Origin of the sequence: Opitutus sp. ER46 (assembly GCF_003054705.1) — a bacterium.
Classification (GTDB): Bacteria; Verrucomicrobiota; Verrucomicrobiia; order Opitutales; family Opitutaceae; genus ER46.
The window spans coordinates 503,297-523,168 of record NZ_QAYX01000022.1 but is presented as its reverse complement, the minus strand read 5'-3'; the positions used below and the strand labels follow the sequence as shown (position 1 = coordinate 523,168).

General features: G+C 67.3%; 14 protein-coding genes. 5 read left to right on the top strand and 9 right to left on the bottom strand.

Annotated elements, in window-relative coordinates:
- Nucleotides 1-8: 8 nt before the first annotated feature.
- The 4 genes from DB354_RS12420 to leuS all read right to left on the bottom strand — a co-directional run bounded on the left by DB354_RS12420 (nucleotide 9) and on the right by leuS (nucleotide 5,529).
- The gene (locus tag DB354_RS12420; RefSeq protein WP_158277507.1) at nucleotides 9-629 is read right to left on the bottom strand and encodes a polysaccharide biosynthesis/export family protein; all 621 of its coding nucleotides are present in this window, start codon (nucleotides 627-629) and stop codon (nucleotides 9-11) included.
- Nucleotides 630-673: 44 nt separating this feature from the next.
- Nucleotides 674-1,861: an outer membrane beta-barrel protein gene (locus DB354_RS12415; RefSeq protein ID WP_146180217.1), complete on the bottom strand. Its 1,188-nt coding sequence runs from the start codon at nucleotides 1,859-1,861 to the stop codon at nucleotides 674-676.
- A 27-nt stretch (nucleotides 1,862-1,888) separates the two neighbouring features.
- Nucleotides 1,889-2,872, bottom strand: coding sequence for a hypothetical protein (locus tag DB354_RS12410; RefSeq protein ID WP_107835930.1), 984 nt, complete (start codon nucleotides 2,870-2,872; stop codon nucleotides 1,889-1,891).
- Nucleotides 2,873-2,964: 92 nt separating this feature from the next.
- On the bottom strand, nucleotides 2,965-5,529 hold the full coding sequence (leuS, locus tag DB354_RS12405; RefSeq protein ID WP_107835929.1) for a leucine--tRNA ligase: 2,565 nt from the start codon (nucleotides 5,527-5,529) through the stop codon (nucleotides 2,965-2,967).
- Between the two features lie 18 nt (nucleotides 5,530-5,547).
- Between leuS and DB354_RS12400 the strand changes: the two genes are divergently transcribed.
- Together DB354_RS12400 and DB354_RS12395 are read left to right on the top strand one after the other, a co-directional pair.
- The gene (locus tag DB354_RS12400) at nucleotides 5,548-6,978 is read left to right on the top strand and encodes a trypsin-like peptidase domain-containing protein (RefSeq protein WP_233256631.1); all 1,431 of its coding nucleotides are present in this window, start codon (nucleotides 5,548-5,550) and stop codon (nucleotides 6,976-6,978) included.
- Nucleotides 6,975-8,423: a PDZ domain-containing protein gene (locus tag DB354_RS12395; protein ID WP_107835927.1), complete on the top strand. Its 1,449-nt coding sequence runs from the start codon at nucleotides 6,975-6,977 to the stop codon at nucleotides 8,421-8,423. Before DB354_RS12400 ends, DB354_RS12395 begins: the two co-directional genes overlap by 4 nt.
- A 59-nt stretch (nucleotides 8,424-8,482) precedes the next feature.
- Here the strand turns inward: DB354_RS12395 and DB354_RS12390 are convergent, their stop codons facing one another.
- Nucleotides 8,483-9,664: a PLP-dependent aminotransferase family protein gene (locus DB354_RS12390; RefSeq protein ID WP_233256630.1), complete on the bottom strand. Its 1,182-nt coding sequence runs from the start codon at nucleotides 9,662-9,664 to the stop codon at nucleotides 8,483-8,485.
- Between the two features lie 167 nt (nucleotides 9,665-9,831).
- Between DB354_RS12390 and DB354_RS12385 the strand changes: the two genes are divergently transcribed.
- The 3 genes from DB354_RS12385 to DB354_RS12375 all read left to right on the top strand — a co-directional run bounded on the left by DB354_RS12385 (nucleotide 9,832) and on the right by DB354_RS12375 (nucleotide 13,872).
- The gene (locus DB354_RS12385; RefSeq protein ID WP_107835926.1) at nucleotides 9,832-11,790 is read left to right on the top strand and encodes a DUF294 nucleotidyltransferase-like domain-containing protein; all 1,959 of its coding nucleotides are present in this window, start codon (nucleotides 9,832-9,834) and stop codon (nucleotides 11,788-11,790) included.
- The gene (locus DB354_RS12380) at nucleotides 11,787-12,476 is read left to right on the top strand and encodes a 3'-5' exonuclease (protein WP_158277506.1); all 690 of its coding nucleotides are present in this window, start codon (nucleotides 11,787-11,789) and stop codon (nucleotides 12,474-12,476) included. The genes DB354_RS12385 and DB354_RS12380 overlap by 4 nt, the downstream gene beginning before the upstream one ends.
- Before the next feature lie 253 nt (nucleotides 12,477-12,729).
- Nucleotides 12,730-13,872, top strand: coding sequence for a tetratricopeptide repeat protein (locus tag DB354_RS12375; protein WP_107835924.1), 1,143 nt, complete (start codon nucleotides 12,730-12,732; stop codon nucleotides 13,870-13,872).
- 275 nt (nucleotides 13,873-14,147) lie between these two features.
- Here DB354_RS12375 and DB354_RS12370 read toward each other — a convergent pair whose 3' ends face one another.
- From DB354_RS12370 to DB354_RS12355, 4 genes are all read right to left on the bottom strand, one after another.
- On the bottom strand, nucleotides 14,148-15,317 hold the full coding sequence (locus DB354_RS12370) for an MFS transporter (protein WP_107835923.1): 1,170 nt from the start codon (nucleotides 15,315-15,317) through the stop codon (nucleotides 14,148-14,150).
- Nucleotides 15,318-15,483: 166 nt separating this feature from the next.
- Nucleotides 15,484-16,353, bottom strand: coding sequence for an AraC family transcriptional regulator (locus tag DB354_RS12365; RefSeq protein ID WP_107835922.1), 870 nt, complete (start codon nucleotides 16,351-16,353; stop codon nucleotides 15,484-15,486).
- 128 nt (nucleotides 16,354-16,481) lie between these two features.
- A complete protein-coding gene (locus DB354_RS12360) occupies nucleotides 16,482-18,767 on the bottom strand; it encodes an alpha-galactosidase (RefSeq protein ID WP_107835921.1) in 2,286 nt (761 codons plus the stop codon).
- A gap of 231 nt (nucleotides 18,768-18,998) precedes the next feature.
- Entirely contained in the window at nucleotides 18,999-19,682 is a 684-nt protein-coding gene (locus DB354_RS12355) for an NAD-dependent deacylase (RefSeq protein ID WP_107836067.1), read from the bottom strand.
- Nucleotides 19,683-19,872 lie beyond the last annotated feature (190 nt).

Sequence of the window (19,872 nt, the reverse complement as noted above, 5' to 3'; positions counted from 1 at the left end):
AAGGCGGTTTAAATGATCTTCTCGGGCACGTAGATGGTGTCGTCCGGCTCAACCGGGAACGAGGCGTCGGTGGAGGTCGAGGCGCGGTCCTTGCCCAGCAGCGTGCTCTGCACGTCCAGCGTGTACACCTTGCTCGAGCCGTCGGGCTGCTTGCGAATGAGCCGCACCGCGGTGCCGCGGGCGGTGTCGTCGAAACCGCCGACCTTGGTGATCACGTCCTTGATCGTCCACTGCTGCTCGGGCGGCAGATCCACGCGCCCCGGGAACTTGACCTTGCCGGACACGGTGACCACGCGCGGCGAGTACTCCTCGACCATCACGGTGACCTCCGGGTTGCGGAGGATGCGCCCGTCGCGATAGGCCGCCTCGATGGCGTCCGCCGCCTCGGCGAGCGTCAGGCCGTAGACGCGCACATAGCCGACGAGCGTGAGATTGATGGTGCCGTTGCCTTCCACGCGCTTGTTGCCGGCGGTCAGGTCCGGCTCGCCGAAGATGGAAACGGCGAGGCGATCACCGCGGGTGATGCGATAGGGGATGACCTTCTTGTCGTCGAGGCGGGGCGCCGGCGCCGTTTCAGGCGCGGAGGCGGCCTGGCCCATGGCGGCGGCGTTGAGCGCGACCAGGGCCATCAGAAGGCAGGAGAAAACTCGGGAACGGAGGAACATGCGGAGGCTTACCAGCGGGACGAAAGGTTGAGGTTGTACGAACTGCGGATGAAGTCCGCATACGGGGTCGTCGACCAGTTCTTGAACCAGGCGTAGCTGGCGGCGACCTTCAGGTGTTCGTTGAGCGAGTAGTTGATCGAGACCGACGCGGCGACAAAGTTGTCGTGGCGGTTGGGCCCCAGCACCAGGGGATTGGTGTTCAGCACCAGGCGGCCGGTCTCGCCGAGGAACCGCGTATCGCCACCGCTGATCGTGGCCGAGAGCGACCAGTGCGAGCTATAGGCGTACTGGAAGTCCAATGCCGCCGTGGTCGTGTCCACCGAGGTGTCGGTCGCCGTCGTCGAGAAGTCCTTCCCCAGCGTGCCGGTGAAGTTCATCCGCTTGTTTAGCGCATACGTGGTCGAGCCGCTGGCCGTCCACGCGCTGTAGGTCGAGGGCGAGTGCCCGGCGGAATACTGCCCGCGCGGCTGGCGGAACTGGTAGCCGACGCGCAGGCTGCCGTTGAGCCCCCGGATCAGCTTGCCGCTCAGCCCGATGGTCGCGGCGTGGTCATCATTCGAGGTGTCCACGGAGGTCTCGGAGTGCCGGTAGCGATAGCCCAGCATGATGTCGCGCTCGGTGGAGAAGAGGCGGATCAGGTCCGCGCTCGCCGTGTACGTTGCCAGGTCGGGGAAGAGCGAGTTGCCGCTGTACTTCACGAGCGAATACCCCACTTGCCCCGTGAGGGTGTAGATCGTGATGACCGGGTAGCGGAAGTTCAGGCCGGTGGAGTAGTTCCACGAGGTGCTGCGCAGGTTGACCGCCGCGTCGGCCCGGCTCGAACGCACCGCGCTCATCGTCAGCGAACCGGTGGTGCGGCCCGTCTGCTTGGTCAGTTCGACGTTGATGTTCGGATTGTCGAAGTTCTCGTCCTTGAGGTCCTGGAAGCGGCTCGAGACCAAGGTCGTTCCCACATTCACGCCGATCCACCCCGCCCGCCGACTGTACTCGGCGGAGACGCTGGTGTTCATCGCGTAGTCACCCTTGGCCTCGCTGTTGGCATATACGTTCGAGTCCCACCCGAAGCCGACCGACGTGTTGACGTAGATATGATCGTGCCCGTCGTTGAGGCTCACGAGTGCCTGGGCCGGGGGGCAGGCGATGGTGACAGCCAGGAGCAGGGCAAGGGTGCCGCGCAATTGTGACCGGGAAATCATCACGTCCGTGTCGCGCTGAGCCTCGGCTCAGCCTTTGGGATTTCCGGGGGTCACAACCTGGCCGGTCGGCGTGATAAGGCTGGAGGGGCTGACCGTGTGCTGCACGGGGAGATTCGGAGGCACGATCGGAATCGCGATGATCTCGCCGTCGGCGCCGACAAACGGTCCGCCGGGCACGCGCGGCGTGTTGATCTCACTGTTGAACGCGTCGATCGTCCCGTCGCTCGAGCCCTGGTTCTGCTGCCGGCCGCGCACTTCGAAGTACACCGTGCGCTTGGCCATGCAGGCCATGGACACCTTGTCGTCGAAGCCGCCCGCTTCCGCCGGCGGGATCTTGATGATCTCAATCTGGTTGGGCTGTCCGGGCGCTCCGGGCCGAATGATGGCCTCCTGGCCGGCGCGAATCGTGTGGCCGCCCATGTCCATTGAACCCGCGCGAACCGTGCTCTCGCCTTCAAGGACCGCAATGCGCGTCTGGTCCGGCCGCACGTCGATCACCAGCTTCCGCCCGTGGATGTTCACCGCGGCGTGCGGGGTGGTGTAGGTCATCGTGCTGCCCGCCACGAGCTTGCTGGCGCAAAGGCCGACGACGCCGCGCGCGACGTGGGCGTGCGTCTGCGAAATGGAGGGCTCGACTTCGTTGTCGGTGCGGGTCGGGACAAACGGCTCCTGGATGAACCGGCGAATCTCGACGCGCGTGTCGGCGTCGAAGAACGCGCCCGTGCCGTTCGAGTACACCATGGTCGAGTAATACTTGCTGCGGTCCTCGTTGTTCTTGGGCCGCTTCGTGTCGATGACCGAGCCCTGCGCGGTGTACACGGAACGCTTGCTCAGGTCCTCGACCGAGTCGCCAGTGTCGATCTCAGCCTCGCCCGAGACGTCCGACACGAACACCTTGCTCGCCGGGTTCTTCTTCTTCACCTGCGCCTGTCCGGTCGCGGCAAGGCAGGCCAAAGCCAACGTCACCCCGATCAAGAGGCGGCAGGCGAGATGGCGGAAAGGCGGATTCATGGCGGCGTTACCCAGGGGCGGCGGCCCCAGCGGCTGGATTGGCCGAAACTGGGGTATAACCCCTAGATAACGCAAGCCCGTAGTTCCCCGGATCAGGCGACGACGATGTTCAGAATCTTGTTCTGGACGTAGATGACGCGCTTGATGCTCTTGTCTTGCAAGTGAGGGATTATTCGCTGGTTAGCCTTAGCAATTTCTACGGCCTGCTCCTGGGTGAGGCCCACCGGCACAAGCTGGTCGCCCCTGAATTTGCCGTTCACCTGGAACACGAGCTTGACCTCCTGGGAGGCGAGCCGGGCCGGATCGAAAACGGGCCACGGGGCGTGCTGGACGGACGGGGTCTGCCCCAGGCGGGCCCACAGTTCTTCCGCGATGTGGGGCGCAAACGGCGCGAGCACCCGGACGAACGCCGAGGCGGTGTCCAGCGACACGGCCGGGGCCTTCTGCAGCGCGTTCACGAAGATCATCATCTGCGAGATCGCCGTGTTGAACCGCAGTGCCTCGATGTCGTCGCCGACCTTCTTGATGGTCTCGTGCAGTGCCTTCGTGAGTTCGGCCGGCTCCTGGGCGCCCGCCGCGATCTTGGCGTTCACCGCGCCGTCCGCACCGATGAGCTCGCGCCACACCTTTTGGAGGAAGCGATGCACCCCTTCGATGCCGCGGGGATTCCATGGCTTCATCGCCTCCAGCGGCCCGAGGAACATCAGGTACAGGCGCAGCGTGTCCGTGCCGTGCGACTGGATGATCGTGTCCGGATTCACCACGTTGCCGCGGCTCTTGGACATCTTCTCGCCGTCCTCCCCAAGGATGATGCCCTGGTGGAACAGCTTCTTGAACGGCTCGTGCGTCGGCACGACGCCAAGATCGAACAGGACCTTGTGCCAGAACCGCGCATACAGCAGGTGCAGCACGGCGTGCTCGGCACCGCCGACGTACAGGTCCGGCGTGCCCCAGTACTTCAGCGCCTCGGGTGAGGCGAGGGCCGCATCATTCTTCGGATCGAGGAAGCGCAGGTAATACCAGCACGATCCGGCCCACTGTGGCATGGTGTTGGTCTCGCGGCGACCGCGCACCCACTCGCCGCCGGCCGGCTTCGGCTCGGAGGCAGGCACGGCCGCGCCGGTCTGGACGTTCAGCCAGATCTCGAGCCACGGGGTCTCGTTCGCCAGCGGGCTCTCGCCGGTGCCGCTCGGCAGGTAGGATTTCACGTTCGGCAGCTCGAGCGGCAGCGCGACGGACGGCAACGGCAGCGCAAAGTGCTTCACGCCGCCTTCGGTGTACGTCACCGGCGTCGACGGGAAGTCCGCCGGCCGCGCCGCGCGGGCGGTCGCGTAGTCCGCCTCGCTCACCCACACGATTGGGAACGGCTCGCCCCAGTACCGCTGCCGCGAGAACAGCCAGTCGCGCAGCTTGTAGTTGACTGTGGCCTTGCCGACGCCCCGCTCGCCGAGGGCGGCGGTGATCCGCGCCTTCGCCTCCGGCCAGGGCAGGCCGTCATAACCGGGTGAATTGATGACCTTGCCGTCGCCGACGAAGGGCAGGGGCGCGCCGGCGCTGTCGATCACCTGGATAATCGGCAGCGAGTACTGCTGGGCGAATTCGAAGTCGCGCTCGTCGTGCGCCGGCACGGCCATGATCGCGCCGGTGCCGTAGCCCATCAGCACGTAGTCCGCGATCCAGATGGGCACGCGCTGGCCGTTGACCGGATTGATCGCGTACGCGCCGCTGAATACGCCGGACTTGTCCTTCGCGAGGTCGGTACGCTCGAGGTCGCTCTTGCCCGCGGCCTTCTTGCGGTACGCCTCCACCGCCGGTTTCTGCTCCGGTGTCGTCAGCGCGTCGACCAGTGGGTGCTCGGGCGCGAGCACCATGTACGTGCAGCCGAAAAGCGTGTCGGGCCGCGTGGTGAAGATTTTCAGTTGGCCGAGTGCCTTGTTCTCCAGGTCAAACAGGATCTCCGCGCCATCGCTGCGGCCGATCCATGCCTCCTGCATGCGCTTCGTCGAATCCGGCCAGTCGACGTCCTTGAGGTCGCTCAGCAGGCGGTCGGCATACGCGGTGATGCGCAGCACCCACTGCCGCAGGTTGCGGCGCTCAACCGGGAAGTGTCCGACCTCGCTCTTGCCGTCGACGACTTCCTCGTTCGCCAGCACCGTGCGCAGCTCCGGGCACCACCACACGGGACGCTCGTCCACGTAGGCCAGCCCGCGCTTGAAGAGCTGCAGGAATATCCACTGCGTCCAGCGGAAGTACTTCGGGTCGGTCGTGTCGACTTCGCGGTCCCAGTCGTACGAGAAGCCGAGCGCTTTGATCTGCCGGCGGAAATTCTTTATGTTGTTCTGCGTGTTCGAAGCCGGATGCGTCCCGGTCTTCACCGCGTGCTGCTCGGCCGGCAGGCCAAACGCGTCCCAGCCGATCGGGTGGAGGACGTTGAAGCCCTTCGCGCGCTTGTACCGCGCCATGATGTCCGTGCCGGTGTAGCCTTCCGGATGGCCAATGTGCAGCCCCGCGCCGGAGGGATACGGGAACATATCGAGCACGTAGTACTTCGGCTTCGACGTGTCGTTGGTCGCGCGGAACGTTTGCGTCTGCTCCCAGAAGCCTTGCCAGTGCGGCTCGATCTCATGGAAGTTGTAGTCAGTGCACTTGGTAGCCATTCGTGTGAACCCGCCACTGTGAAACCTTTCCCCGCCCGGTCAATCATCGCGCGAGTCCGCACCGTCCTCCCGTTCTTGCCGCTCAACGGCGATCAGCCGCGGCGTTCCGCCCCTCGGGCGGCCCTGGGGTTCCTGCTGCTCGCCGTCACGCTTTTCGCTCCCGCCGTTGCGCAGGCTGCCAGCATGTCGCGGGGCTTCAACCGCCTGCTCGGGGCCGTCGTGCGTATCGATGTGCGCGAGGTCGCGTTCGAGGCCGGCGTCCGCCGCTACAGCGCCAGCATCGGCTCCGGCGTCATCCTCACCGAGGACGGCCTCATTCTCACCAACGCCCACGTCGCGAGCCCCCGCGCGGTCGACCTGAGCGTGACCCTCGCCAACCTCGAACGCGTCAACGCCACTCTCGTGGGCTGGGACCACTGGACCGACCTGGCGGTGCTGCGCCTCGACCTCGCCGACGTGAGGAAGCGCAACCTCACCTTCGCCCACGCGCGCTTCGGCCGCAGCGACCGGCTCTACCCGGGCCAGGAGGTGTTCGCCGTCGGCACCCCGCACGGTCTCACCCGCACCGTCACGCGCGGCATCATCTCCAACCACGCGCGCTACTTCGAGGACTCCGCCGGCGTGAACGGGTACGAGACCGGCGCCTTCAACACCTGGCTGCAGACCGATGCCGCCATCAACCCCGGCAACTCCGGCGGCCCGCTCGTCACCGAGGACGGCCGTGTCGTCGGCATCACTTCCCGCGGATATCTGGGCGCCAACAACCTCGGCTTCGCCATCCCGGCCAGCACCGCCGAGGAGGTCCTTCACCTGCTCGCCCGCGACGGCACGATCACCCGCAGCTACATCGGGCTCATCCCGGGCGCCCTGCAGGACCTCGAGAACTTCTACGCGCTCGACACCAACACCGGCATGCTCGTCAACAGCGTCGACCCGGGCTCGCCCGCCGCCCGTGCCGGCATCCGCGCCGGCGACATCGTGCTCACCGTCAACGGCAACAAGGTCGATGGCCGCTTCCCCGAACAGCTCCCCGGCATCCAGTACCTGATCGCCCGGCAGCCCGTCGGCTCGACCGTGACGCTCGTCATCAAGCGCGGCGCGGACACCCGCGAGGTTGCGGTCGTCACCGAAAAACTCGAGAGCCGCGTCGGCGAGGAGTGGGCGTTCGAGCGCTGGGGCCTGAGCGTGCGCAAGGTCTCGCGCGCCTACGCCCGCGCCAACCAGCTCGAGGACGACACCGGCGTCGTGGTGATCGGCGTGCAGTCCGGCTTCCCGGCTGACGTCGCGACCATTTCCCGCGGTGACATCATCACCAAGGTCAATCACCAGCCGATCACGTCGCTCGCGCAGCTGAAGGCCGTGCACGCCAGCTACGAGGCGGCGCCCGCGCCCACGCTTTTCGAGGTCCAACGCGACCGCCGCGTCTCGCTCTTTGTCGTCAAACCATGACCCGTCCGCTTCGCTTGTCGCTCCGCTCCTCGTCCGCCTCGCCGCGCCGCTTCCCCGGCCTGCGGCCGGGCCTCCTCTGGGTGGCCGTTGTCCTGGGGCTCGCGCCGCTGGCCCGCGCCGCGGACATCCCGGCTCTTTTCGCCGAGCGTGCGAAGTGCGTCGTCGCGGTGGAGTATGTGACCGAGACGGAGGTCGAGCGCCGGCCCACGATCACCATGGGCACGGTGATCGACACCGAGGGCACGATCATCCTGCAGTCGGGCGCAATCGATTCCCGCGCGGCCATCTGGCAGCTGAAGGATTTTCGGGTGTACCCGGCCGGTGAGGGCACGAGCACGCCCGCCGAGTACCTCGGGCAGGATGCGTTCACCGGCTGGCATTTCGTCCGCGTGGGCGCGGGCCTGCGCTCGCGGCTCACCCCCGTCACCGCCTTTGCCAAACCCGCTGCGCCGGCGCCGGGCCTCGCCGATTTCCTCTGGGGCATCGGGCTGCGCAATAAGGACGAGGACTTCCTCGCCTACGTGATGCAGAGTCATCTCGCGATGGTCGCCGCGCTGCCCCAGCGCACCGGCATCGCCCAGCAGGAGGTCGCCGCCCCGGGGTTGCCGGTGTTCGACCGCGAGGGCACGTTCGTCGGCCTCGCCGCGAGTTCCTTCGGCCAGAGTTACCTGCAGTTCGGCCGCGGCGGCCGCGCGCAGCCGGTCACCCTCATCAACATCGAGGAGAGCAGTGCCTTCTATCTCGCCAGCGAGGTCCTGCCGTACCTCCAGCGTATCCCGAAATCCATCACAGGCCGTCCGCTCGCCTGGCTGGGGACGTTCGGGCTCGAGGCGATGGACCGCGATGTCGCCAAGTTCCTCAACCTCGGCGGACAATCCGGGGTCGTCGTCAGCGAGGTCCTCGAGGGGAGCCCCGCCGAGAAGGCCGGTCTCCGGGCCCGCGACATCATCCTGGCCATCGATGGCGCCGCGGTGCCCCAGCTCAAGCCCAACGCCGTGATCCCCGCGTATCTCGAGCGCGAGATCGAGCGGCGCCGGCCGGGGGACACCATGGTCTTGGCCGTCCTGCGTGGCGCGGAACGCGTCACCGTCAGCGTCGTGCTCGGCGAGGAACCCAAGCTCCTGCGCGAGGCCGAGCGGAAGTACTTCGACCGGCTCGGCGTCACCGCCCGCGAATTCGTTTACGGCGACGCCGTGGTCCGGCGCGTCAAGGCCTCCGAGCAGACCGGCGTCATCGTGCACTACGTCAAGTCCAGCAGCGCCGCCGCGACCGCGGGTCTGCGCGAGGACGACTGGATCCGCGAAATCGACGGCGCCGAGGTCAAGGACTTCGCAGCCGCCGTCCAGAAGCTCGGGGAAATCGAGCGTGATCTGACGCGACCCGAGTTCGTTCTGCTCGTGAGCCGCGGCAATGAGACCGCCGTCCTGCGCGTGAAGCTGAAGTGACCGACGGCGGTTCGCGCGGGCGCCGTCGTCAGCGGCGGCGCCGCGTCGGCCGTGTCCGGTCAACCCGCCCGGCAGAGCTCGCTCAGACGCCGCACCCCCTCGCGGATGCGATCCGGCGTCGAGTTGGAGAAATTCAGCCGCATGTGATTCCGGCCGCCTTCGCCCGGGAAGAAGTCGCGCCCAGGCACAAAGGCCACGTCGTGCGCGATCGCCCGCTGCAGCAGTTCAAGGCTGTCGAGCCCCGCCGGCCCGGTGATCCACAGGAACATGCCGCCCTCGGGCTTCGTCCAGGTGTAGCCCGCCGGCATCATCTCCCGCAGCATCCGGTCCATGTACTCGAAGCGCTCGCCATACGCCTGGCGGATCTTCCCGAGGTGCCCGGCCTGGTCGTTCGTCGTGAGATAGGTGTACTCGACGTGCTGGTCGAAGCTCGAGGTGTGCAGGTCCGACGCCTGCTTCAGGATCAGGAGGCGCGAGAAGACCTCCGGTGGCGCCACCACCCAGCCGGTGCGCAGCCCCGGCGCGATCGTCTTTGAGAACGTGCTCGCGTACAGCACGCGGCCCGCCTCGTCCCAGTGTTTCACCGGCGGGATGTTCGTGCCGCGGTAACGGAGTTTCCCGTACGGGTCGTCCTCCATCACGGTCAGACCGTGCCGCGCCGCGATTTCCGCCAGGGCCACGCGACGACGCTCGGGCAGCGTCACGCCCGTCGGGTTCTGGAAATTCGGGATGGTGTAAAGGAGCTTGGGCTTGTGCTGCCGGATGAGATCGGGGAGCGCCTCCGGAATCAGGCCCTCGCTGTCGGTCGGCACCGGCACAAACCGCGCCTCCATCGTTTGGAACGACTGGATGGCCGCGAGGTAGGTCGGGTTCTCTGTCAGAACCACGTCGTCGCGGTTGAGGAACAGCTTGCCCACCAGGTCGAGGATCTGCTGCGAGCCGGTGGCGATCAGCACGTCGTCCGCCGCGGTCTTCACGCCGCGGTCCTGCATTTCTGCGGCGATCCACTCGCGCAGCGGCCGCAGGCCCTCGCTCTGGCTGTACTGGAGCGCGCTCGCGCCGGCCGTCCGCAGCACCTGGTTCGCCGCCGCCTGCACTTCCGCCACTGGAAACAGCTCGGGCGCCGGGAGCCCGCCGGCAAAGGAGATGATGTTCGGCTGCACCGTGACCTTCAGGATCTCGCGAATGGTCGACGGCCGCATCTGACGCATGCGGTTGGCGAAGGCGGGGGAGGAATCCATGCCGCCAGCAAACGCCGCGCCGCGCCGCGGCGCCAGCCCGTTGTGCGCTGCACCGTCAAGATGACGGGGCGCTGTGCCGGCCCGGGCGGGGACGTGGTCATTTCGCCTCTTGCCGGGCGCGACCGCCGGCGTTTCCCTTCCGCGCTGCGCTGGCCCGCAGCGCGATCATGCAGCCCAACAACGTCATTCCCGATCGCATCGCGACCGCCCTGCGTCGCTTCCCGCCGTTCTCCATGCTCCCCGCCGAGGAGGTGCAAGCCCTCGCCGGCGACGCGTATGTGCGGGCCATCGCCGCGGGTGAGTACGCCTGGAAGCAGGGCGACGCGCCGAAAGCCGAGGTGCTGTTCCTCGCCCGCGGCCGCGTGGAGTACATCTGGGAGGTCGAGGGCCGCCGCGAGCGCGTCGACATCCGCGACGTGGGCGACGTCCTGGGCTTCACTGCCGTGATGCACAATGAGTCGCAGCACAGCGTCTCCGCGCAGGCGGCCGAGGACTCACTGTTCTACGGCCTCCCGGCCGCCCGCATCCGCGCCCTGCTCACGCGCTACGATGAGGCGCGCAACTACGTCCGCCGCCACTCCTACTGGGTGGCTCGTGTCGGCCGCTCGGTGTCCCTGGCCGAGCCGAGTGACTCCGCCATCACCGGCCGCGCCAAGAACATCCTCCAGGCCCACCTCGATGGCGCCCAGCTCGTGCAGCCGCGTCCGATCGACCGGCTCCTCACCTGCGCCCCCGAGGCGCCGATCAGCGAGGCCGCCGCCCTCATGGCCGCCAAGCGCGTGCCATCCATCCTCGTCGTCGATCCCGAGCGGCGTCCGCTGGGCATCGTCACCGCGAACAACCTCGTGAAGCAGGTGATCGTCGAGGGCCTCGACAAGTCCGCCCCCGTGGCCCAGGCGATGGCGAAGCCCGTCGTCACCGTCTCGCCCCGCTCGAGCGCCACGGCCGCGATTCTCCTCATGCTGCGCGAACGCATCGGGCAGGTCTGCGTGACCGAGGATGGCACGCCGCAGACACCCGCGCTCGATGTCTGTACGCAGAAGGACCTGCTGGCCCAGAGCGGCCATCACCCGGCCGGGCTCTTGCGCGAGATCCGGCTGGCCCGCTCCAACGCCCGCTTTCGGGAACTCTGCGACGAGATCGAATCCATCGCCCGCAGCTACCTCGAGGCCGGCGTGTCCGCCGTGTACCTGGGCCAGATGTGCGCCGAACTTTATGACGAGCTCGTGCAGCGGCTCGTGGAGCTGAGCGCGGCCGAACTTGCCGACGCGGGCACCGCCCTCCCGCCCACCGCCTGGGCGTGGATGTCCGTCGGCAGCGACGGCCGCCGCGAGCAGATTCTCCGCACCGACATGGACAACGCCCTCGTCTTCGACTCGCTCGGCTCGCCGACGGCCGACGAGGAGGCGCGCGGCGTGTTCCTGCAGCTCGGCGCCCGCGTGATCGACCGCATGGCCGCCGCCGGTTTTGCGCGCTGTCAGGGCGGGGTGATGGCGCTCAACCCGCGCTGGTGCCGCACCACGACCGAGTGGCAGACCGAGCTGACCTCGTTCGACGACGATCTCGACGGGGAGCGGCTGCTGCGCGCCACCGTGCTCTTTGACCTGCGGTTCGTCGCCGGCGACAAGGCGCTCTGCGACGCGCTGCGCAAGACCGCCTTCGACACCGCCACGAGCAGCCGCCGGCTGCAGCGACAGTTTGCCGAACTCGTCGTCAACACCGCCCTGCCGCTGAATTTCATCGGCCGCTTCGTGATGGAGAAGTTGGGGGTGGGCGAGGAGGGGCTCGACCTGAAATCCCGCGGCATGGCCCCGCTGCGCGACGCCGCCCGCGTGCTCTGCCTCAAGCACCGCCTCAGCCGCCGCTATTCCACTGGCGGTCGGTGGGAGGAGGTACGCCGCAACCTGCCGCAGTTTGCCGAACTCGCGAGCTCCGCGCGCGACGCCTACGATTTCCTGCTGCGCCTCCGCACCCTCAACGGGCTGCAACGCGGCGACTCGGGGCGGTTCATCAACACCGTCCAGCTCTCGAAGATCGAGCGGGCGCAGCTGGCCAGCATCTTCGACGTCGTGCGCATGGTGCAGGACACCATCCGCCACGAATTCGACCTCAACGCACGCCCGTGATCTCGTTCCCCTGGATCTCCCGCTCGCCGCTGCCCCCGGTCGCCCGGGCGTATTGCGACGGCACTCCCAAACGGCTCCCGCGCAAGACACCGCTCGACCAGGTGCGCTTCGTGGTGATCGACGCCGAGACCACCGGCTTCGACCCGCTCAAGGACTCGATCCTCTCCCTCGCCGCCGCGCCGCTCCAGGCGGGCGTGCTCCCGCTCAACGGGCTGCGCTCCTGGCTGGTGTATCAGCGCGGCGCGCACCTCACCGAGGCGGTGCAGGTGCACGGTATCCTGCCGTCGGACACGCGCCTCGGCGAGGCCCAGGCGCGCGTGCTGGAGGAGTTCCTGCCGGTCATCACGGGTGCGGTGCTGGTGGGACACCACCTGGCGTTTGATGTGCGGATGCTCGACGCCGCGTTGGAGTACCATTTCAAGATCCGGCTGCAGAACCCGATGCTCGACACCGCCGCGCTCGCGATGCGCGCAATCGAGGCCTTTCGCAAGAGCGGCTATCCCGGCCAGCGCGCACCCACCCTCGACGAGGTCTGCACCCTCTGCGGCATCAGCCCCCTCGAGCGCCACACCGCCGCGGGCGACACGTTCACGACGGCGGAACTGCTCATGGTCCTCAGCGCGCGCCTCGCCCGCCAACTCGGCCGTCCGCTGACCACCAGCGACCTCCCCATCGACCGCGCCTGACCCGGAAGCGTGTCACGCAATACGTGACACTTCCCGCCCCTGTGTCCGCCGGCCAGTGTCACGTATTGCGTGACACTTTCCCGCGCTCCTCCCTCGGGCGCCCTGCGCCAGTGTCACGTAATACGTGACACTTTTCCTCCGGACCGTCGGGGCCAGAGTGTCACGTAATACGTGACAGTGGCGGGCTGGCGGTCCGGGCGGTGTTGTTTATATTCATGACGTCTGGAGAGACTCTGCCTGGAGATCTGCGCCGATGACTCCTTCCCTCCGCCAACTTCGATGGACCGCCCGCTGTGCCGCCGCCGGCGCAGCGTTGATCATGGCGGCTGCGGTCGCACCCGCCGTTCGGGGCGAAGAGGCGGCCGCCCCGACGGCCGCGCCTGCCATCGAGCTGTGGACGCCTCCGGAGGACCCGCGCGACCTGCTGCGCGTCGACGATGAGATGCGGCAGTTTTTTTCCGCCCGAGTGGCGAAGCACTCCTCGTCGGTCGGCACGCTGCGCGATATCATCGACGCCATCCTGCTGCCGAGTGGGCTGAACTTCGCCTACGATGCCGAGGCAACGTACGACGCCCGCGAGACCTTCCGCCGCCGCCGCGGCAACTGCGTGGGCTTCTCCTTCCTGTTCATGGCGGTGGCACGCGACTTCGGCCTGCCCGCCGCGTTCCAGACGGTCGACATGCCTGCGCGCTGGGACCGGTATGGGAAATACGTCGTGGCGGTCACGCACATCAACGTGCGCGTCCCGATCTTCGACACGCTCTATGTCGTCGACCTCCGCCGCGACGTGCTCCGCAGCATCGACACGCGGGACTTGGTCGAGATCAGCGACGAGCGTGCGCAGTCGGAATTCTACAGCAACGTCGGCTTTTTCCGCATCCTGCATGGACGCGCCGACGAGGCCATGCGCTTCCTCGTGCGGGCGACCGAGATCGACCCCACCAGCGCGGGTCCGTGGTCGAATCGCGCCATCCTCCTGGCCAACGAGGGCCGCCCCGCGGAGGCCAAGGCGTGCTTCGAACGCTCGCTGCGGCTGCAACCCCGAGGGCTCGTGGCGCTCGATGGCTACATCGCCGTCCTGCGCGAACTCGGCACGCCCGAGGACCTGAAGAAGGCGGCGAAGCTGGAGCGGCGCGCGGCGGTCGTCCGTGAGGACAATCCGTATTTTCAGGAGTACCTGGCAGGGGAGGCGGCACGGCGTCGTGACTGGGCCACGGCGGAGAAGCGCTTGCGGCGCGCCCTCAGCCTCAAGAACGACGAACCTGCCTTCTACGAGCAGCTGTGCGTGGTGCTCGATCAACTTGGCCGCGCCGAAGACGCCGCCCGCATGAAGGTGCGCTTGGAGAAACTCCGCGCCCGCCTGGCCCGCGAGTCGCCGTTCATTGTAAAAGACTGAAAGACTAAAGGGCTGAAGGGCTGAGGACGGAGGCCAGAAGCCGGAAGCCTGAAGCCGGAAGCCTGAAGCCGGAAGCCGGAAGCCTGAAGCCTGAGGCCGGAAGCCGGAGGCCAGACGTCAGATGTCGGAAGCCAGAAGCCTGAGGCCGGAGGCCGGAAGCCTGAAGCCTGAAGACGGAGGCCGGAGGACAAGGACGGAAGCCGGCGTGTCCTCCGGTGCCTTGGCGAAGGAGGAAGCCGGGTGCCAGATCGGTCGGATCAGTCCGGTCTTTTCGATCAGGTCCGGTGGTCGAGCCAGCGGATGGCGGCGAGCAGGAGAACGGCGCCGCCGAGGACGCCCCAGGTGAGGCTCTCGAGCGAGTACTGGGCGATCCAGCCGGCCAGCGCGGGCACGGCGGCTCCGCCGACGTAGGCGCCGCCGGACTGCCGGCCGATCACCGTCTGCACCGCCTCCGGCGCGAAGCGCCGCGGAACTTCGTGCATCAGGCCGGGATAAATGGGAGCGAAACCGAGGCCGAGCAGCACGAGCGAGAGGCCCGTGAGCACCGCTGGCAGTGGCATGGAGAAACCGACGGCGCCCACGATGGCCAGCAACGCCCCGCCGGCCACGAGCCGGCGGTTGCCCACGCGCTCGATGACGAAGCCGGAGAGGACCCGGCCCGCCGTGATCGAACCGTAGTAGGCGGAGACGCAGAAGCCGGCGGTCGCGGGGGCGACGCCGCGGCTGTTCACCATGACCGAACTCGCCCACAGCCCGGTGTTCATCTCGGCCGCGACATAGATCGCGAAGATCCCGGCCGAGGCCCAGCCCTCCAGGCTGTCTGCGCCCCGGGTAGGTTCGGGGCCGCCGGCGCCACCGCCGGATTGCTGCGGCGCATGCGACGGCACCGCGCCCCAGAGCGGCAGTGTGAGCACGAACACGACGGCAAGGCAGAGCTGGATCGAGCCGATCGTGGCGTACCCGCCGCGCCATCCGCCGCCGGTCGCGATCGCGGCCGACATCAGGAGCGGCCCGGTGGTCGCGCCGATGCCCCAGCACGCGTGCAGCCAGTTCATGTGCCGGCCGCTGTAGTGCCGGGCCACATACCCGTTCAGGCCGGCATCCACCGCCCCGGCGCCGAAACCCAGCGGGAGCGTCGCGAGCACCAGCCATCCGAGGTGCTGGGCCCGCGAAATGATGAGGAGCGCACTGCCGGTGAGGATGCAGCTGACGAGCACGACCGGGCCGGTCTTGAACCGCGCAATGATCCGGCCGCTCGAGAAGCTCGATATCGCGGAGAAGAACGTCCCGACCAGCATCAACGGCCCGGCCAGGCCGATGGGGAGCCGCAGCGACTCGTGCAATGTCGGCCACGCCACCCCAAACGTGCCGTCAGGCAGCCCGAGGCTGATAAAGCCCAGGTAGACGACAGGCAGGAGGAGAAGCGAAGCGCGCGCTGGCCGCATGGTGTCCCCGACGATGCACCGAAGAGGAGGCGGAAGAGAAGGCTGAAGGCGGTCTGACGCTGCGCTAATGCGGAATGACGAATTTAGAATGTAGAATGTCGGACTCCAGCAGCGTTCAGGGCATCCTGTCGCCCGTCCTTATTCTGCATTCTGCATTCATAATTCGTCATTTCCCTTTCAGCGGCACCCAGATCTCGGTCCGGAGCGCATCCGGTGGCACGCGGTCAGGGGAGTTGAGGTACAGCTCGAACGCGGGCTGGTCCTTGAGCTCCTCGCCGCTGCCGGGCAGCCAGTCGCAGAAGATGCGATCGTAGGTCTCGATCAGCTTCTCGTACGGGCCGGCGTGCAGGAAGACCGCGTAGCGGCCGCCGGGAATGGTCTGTGCGCCGACCTCGCCGTGCGGCTTGAAGTCGGGGCCGACCGTCACGCAGGCGTCGTAGCGGATGTTCTCCTCCGGCGTGATCTTTGGGTCGTCGAGCCCAATCCCAATGATGCAGGTGTCGGAGCGGAACAGCCCGCGGGAACCGATGAACCCGCAGACTTTCTCCCAGGCTTGGCCCACGTCGGCATAGCGGCCGGTGTGGCGGACAAAAGCGACCCGGGTGTCGGGGCGCTGACGAATCTCAGGTTTGATGTTGGTTGGCATAGAACGGCGCTGGCGTGCCTTGCGCACGCTCAGCTCGAGCCGGTGCGCGTGACGACACGCCGATGGCGCCATGCCAAAACGTTCCTGAAACGCGCGGCTGAAGGCCGCGGTACTCTCGTAACCGGCGTCCAGTGCGATCTCGAGGACGGTGCGGCTCGTCGTCTGTAGGTTCACCGCGGCGGTCTCCAGCCGGATGCGCTGCACATAGCGGCCCGTCGACTCCCCGACCATGGCGCGAAAGATGCGGTGGAAATGGAACGGCGACAGGCACGCGACCGTCGCAAGCCGCTCGAGCGTGAGCTTCTCGGCCCGGTGCTGCTCGATGTAGAGCAACACTCGATTCAGCCGCTCATGATAGTCGTGCTGCGTGGTCGGACGGACGTTTGACATGGCGCGGTGAGATTAGCAGGCGCGCCGGCGGCCTGCTTTGCAGCGCTTGCGGAGTTGCCGGGCGCGAACCGCCGGGCGGCGTCGATCGCGCGAACGCCGACGGCGGACGTTCGCGCGGGCGCGGCCCGTTACTCCGCGACCAGTTCGAACACGGCGGAGTCGTACTCGGCGCCGAGCTTCACCGGCAGGCCCATCGCGAGCAGCGCGGCGCCGCTCACCTGCTTGCCGTTGACGCGCGAGTGTTCGGACTTCGCGTCGTTGTTCTCCCGGTTGATCTCGGTGACGCGGTAGTGCTTGTCGGCCGCGAGGCCCTGCAGCGGAAGCGGGGCGGGGTAGTCGGACTGGATCAGCCGGTTGAGTCCGTACACGAAGACGACCGCGCGCTTCTGGTCCTCGCTCACGTACATGAGCGACGCGTAGCTGTTCTCCCAGGGCGAAACCAGACGGTAGAGGTCGCCGAGCTGGACCACTGGGCGGATGCGCTTGTAGTCGACGACCGCCTTCTGGGCGAACGCGATCTCCTCGGGCGTCATGTTCTTCGGGTGGAGCTCGAAGCCGAGCCGGCCCGACATCGCGACATCGAAGCGGTACTTGAGCGGCGTGGTGCGGTGCGTCTGGTGGTTCGGCACCGCGGTGACGTGCGCCGCCATCGCGCAGGCCGGGTAGAAATGGCCCGCGCCCCACTGCAGAAAGATGCGCTGGCGGGCGTCGGTGTCGTCCGAGGTCCAGAATTCGTCCGCGTAGCGGAGGAAGCCGTAGTCCATGCGCCCGCCGCCGGAGGAGCAGGCCTGGAGATTGATTTTCGGATACTTGGCGTGGAGCCGGCCGAGCAGGTCGTAGAGCCCCACGGTGTAGTCGAACCACACGTTGGGCTGGCGGTCGGCGGCAAGGTACGTTGAGCCGACGTTCATGAAGTCGGCATTGGCGTCCCACTTGATGTACGCGAGGCCCGGGATGCTGGTGATCATCGCGTCCATCTGCTGAAACAGGTTGTCGCGCACGGCGGGGTTGGTGAGGTCGAGCACGACCTGCGTGCCGCCGCGGCCCTGGCGGAGCGCGCGGGTTTTCTCGCGGAGCACCCAGTCAGGGTGCTGCTCGACGAGCTCGCTCGTGGTGTTGGCCATCTCGGGCTCGACCCAGATGCCGAACTGGAGGCCGCGGGCCTTGGCCTCGTTGGCGAGGTAGGCGAGGCCCTTGGGCAGCTTGGCCTCGTTGAGCACCCAGTCGCCGAGGCCGCGCTTGTCGTCATCGCGGGCGTATTTGCCGCGCGCGAACCAGCCGTCGTCGACGACGAACATCTCGCCGCCGAGCTGGCGCACGCCGTCCATCATGTCGGTGAGCGTCTGCTCGTTGAATTTGAAGTAGGCGCCTTCCCAGCTGTTCAGGAGGACGGGGCGGAGGGTGCGGCCATCGCGCAGCTGCACGTCGCGCGCCCAGCGGTGAAAATTCCGCGAGACCTGGCCTTTCCCCGCCGCTGAGTAGGTGAGGGCGAGCTTGGGCGTGACGAGCGGGTGGCCGGCATCGAGCGTGTAGGCGCCGTTGCCGGTGTCGGGTCCGGCGTTGATCGAGAGGGCATTGAGCTGGTCGCGGTAGAACGAAATTTCCCAGGCGCCGCTCCAGGCGAGGGCGCCGGCGATGACCTCGCCGCTGGTCTCCGAGGCACGCGGGCCGACCGAGACCATGAACGAGGCGTTGTTGCCGAAGGCGGACCGGACGCCGGAGCGGGAGTTGAGGACGATCGTCTGCCCCTGCGCGAGCGCCGCCTCGGCGACCTGGCCTTCGGAAGCCCATTGGCCGGTCAGCGAGAGCACCGAGAACTCGCGGGCGAGCGCGGGGAAGACGAAGGCGGCGGAGTCCATCCGCACGAGCTTCACCGGAGCGGGCTCGTCGTGCCGGATCTCGACCCAGGTCTCGATCACGTCGCTGGCCTCGACGGCACGGAAGTGCTGGGTGACGAAGAACGGGTAGGCCGGGTCCTTGAGTTCGAGGACGAGGTGCGTGATGCCGGCGGGTTCGTCGACGGTGCGGGCGGCGACCGCCTGGAGCTCGGTGGAAGTGACCCCGTCAGCGTGAATCACGGCGAGACCGCCATACTTGTTCATCGTGTTGGCGCGGTCGTTGTCGCTGCCGAACACCGAGTACGTGGCGGGTTTCCGGTAGCCGAAGGTGTTGCCGCCGGTGAAGGAGTGCCAGGCGAGGGCCTTGGCATCGGCGGATTGGTCGACGCGCGCACCGTAGTGCACGAGCAGCCAGGTCTTGCCGCTCTGCTGGAAGGCCATGGTCGTGTGGCGCGTTTGAAGCAGAAACTCGCGTTCCACGGGCGCGGCGGACAACGAGCTCGCGAGGGCGGCAGCCGCCAGGAGTAACGGGGTGAGGTAGCGCATGATGAGCGCCCCGAGCGAAAGCCGCTGCATCAGGGAAGCCGAGCGAGAATTTCTAGGCGGATAGAAGTCAGATGTCAGACGTCAGACGTCAGATGTCAGAAGTCAGCGTACCAGGACCCGGCGGGTCGGAAGCCGGATGTCAGGTGTCAGCGACCAGAAATCAGAGGCCAGATGTCGGAAGTCCGCAGAGCCAGAAGCCGGAGTCTGAAGCCAGAAAACGTGTTTGGTACTGACCTCTGACGTCTGACATCCGACATCTGATTAACAGAGCGAGAGGGCGATGCGCAAACGGGCGAGACCTTCGCTCGCGCCGGCGGCGATGACGGTGAAACGGTCACCGACTTCAGGCGGGGCGGGGTCGATGAGGTAGCAGCGCGCCTCGCGCGGCGCGAGATCGACGAGCCACGAGGCCGGCGCGACCTGCAGCGACGTGCCGACGACGACCAAGATCTCGGCCGCCTTCACTTCTTCCATCGCGTCCTCGATCAGCGGCACCGCTTCGCCGAACCACACGATGTGCGGACGAAGCTGGGAGCCCTTCTCGCAAAGATCACCGAGGTTCAGCTCGGGGCCCGGGAGATCGTACACGAGATCGGGGTCGCAGGTGCTGCGGGCCTTCATCAATTCGCCGTGCAAATGCAGCACGAAGGAACTGCCGGCGCGCTCGTGAAGGTTGTCCACATTCTGCGTGATGATGCGCACGTCGAAACGCTGCTCGAGCGCGGCGAGGACGCGGTGGCCTTCATTCGGTTCGCTCGCGAGGAGGCGACGACGGCGTTCGTTGTAGAAACGCAGCACGGTTTCGGGCGATCGATCCCAACCCGCGGGAGTCGCGACATCCTCGATGCGGTGATCCTCCCACAGCCCATCGCTGCCACGAAACGTTGGAATCCCGCTTTCCACGCTCATGCCGGCACCCGTGAGGACAACAAGTCGGGTCTTCATCGCACCCATCGGCTACGCGTTGGGCATCAGCGAAGCAAGGTTCGCGTCTGCTCAGGCATGTGGGAATCACGCGTGTGACCGCCCCAGGTTTTCGCGCACCTTCGCGCCTTTCGCGGTTCAACGGACAGCACGAAAATGGGATAACCACGAATGGACACTCATGGACACGAATGAGGAGCCGCCTTGGGTT

What these genes read in the sequence shown, in the direction of transcription:
- DB354_RS12420 (WP_158277507.1), bottom strand. Translation starts at nt 629, where the DNA reads ATGGCCCTGGTCGCGCTCAACGCCGCCGCCATGGGCCAGGCCGCCTCC.
- DB354_RS12415 (WP_146180217.1), bottom strand. Translation starts at nt 1,861, where the DNA reads ATGATTTCCCGGTCACAATTGCGCGGCACCCTTGCCCTGCTCCTGGCT.
- DB354_RS12410 (WP_107835930.1), bottom strand. Translation starts at nt 2,872, where the DNA reads ATGAATCCGCCTTTCCGCCATCTCGCCTGCCGCCTCTTGATCGGGGTG.
- leuS (WP_107835929.1), bottom strand. Translation starts at nt 5,529, where the DNA reads ATGGCTACCAAGTGCACTGACTACAACTTCCATGAGATCGAGCCGCAC.
- DB354_RS12395 (WP_107835927.1), top strand. Translation starts at nt 6,975, where the DNA reads ATGACCCGTCCGCTTCGCTTGTCGCTCCGCTCCTCGTCCGCCTCGCCG.
- DB354_RS12390 (WP_233256630.1), bottom strand. Translation starts at nt 9,664, where the DNA reads ATGGATTCCTCCCCCGCCTTCGCCAACCGCATGCGTCAGATGCGGCCG.
- DB354_RS12385 (WP_107835926.1), top strand. Translation starts at nt 9,832, where the DNA reads ATGCAGCCCAACAACGTCATTCCCGATCGCATCGCGACCGCCCTGCGT.
- DB354_RS12375 (WP_107835924.1), top strand. Translation starts at nt 12,730, where the DNA reads ATGACTCCTTCCCTCCGCCAACTTCGATGGACCGCCCGCTGTGCCGCC.
- DB354_RS12370 (WP_107835923.1), bottom strand. Translation starts at nt 15,317, where the DNA reads ATGCGGCCAGCGCGCGCTTCGCTTCTCCTCCTGCCTGTCGTCTACCTG.
- DB354_RS12365 (WP_107835922.1), bottom strand. Translation starts at nt 16,353, where the DNA reads ATGTCAAACGTCCGTCCGACCACGCAGCACGACTATCATGAGCGGCTG.
- DB354_RS12360 (WP_107835921.1), bottom strand. Translation starts at nt 18,767, where the DNA reads ATGCAGCGGCTTTCGCTCGGGGCGCTCATCATGCGCTACCTCACCCCG.
- DB354_RS12355 (WP_107836067.1), bottom strand. Translation starts at nt 19,682, where the DNA reads ATGAAGACCCGACTTGTTGTCCTCACGGGTGCCGGCATGAGCGTGGAA.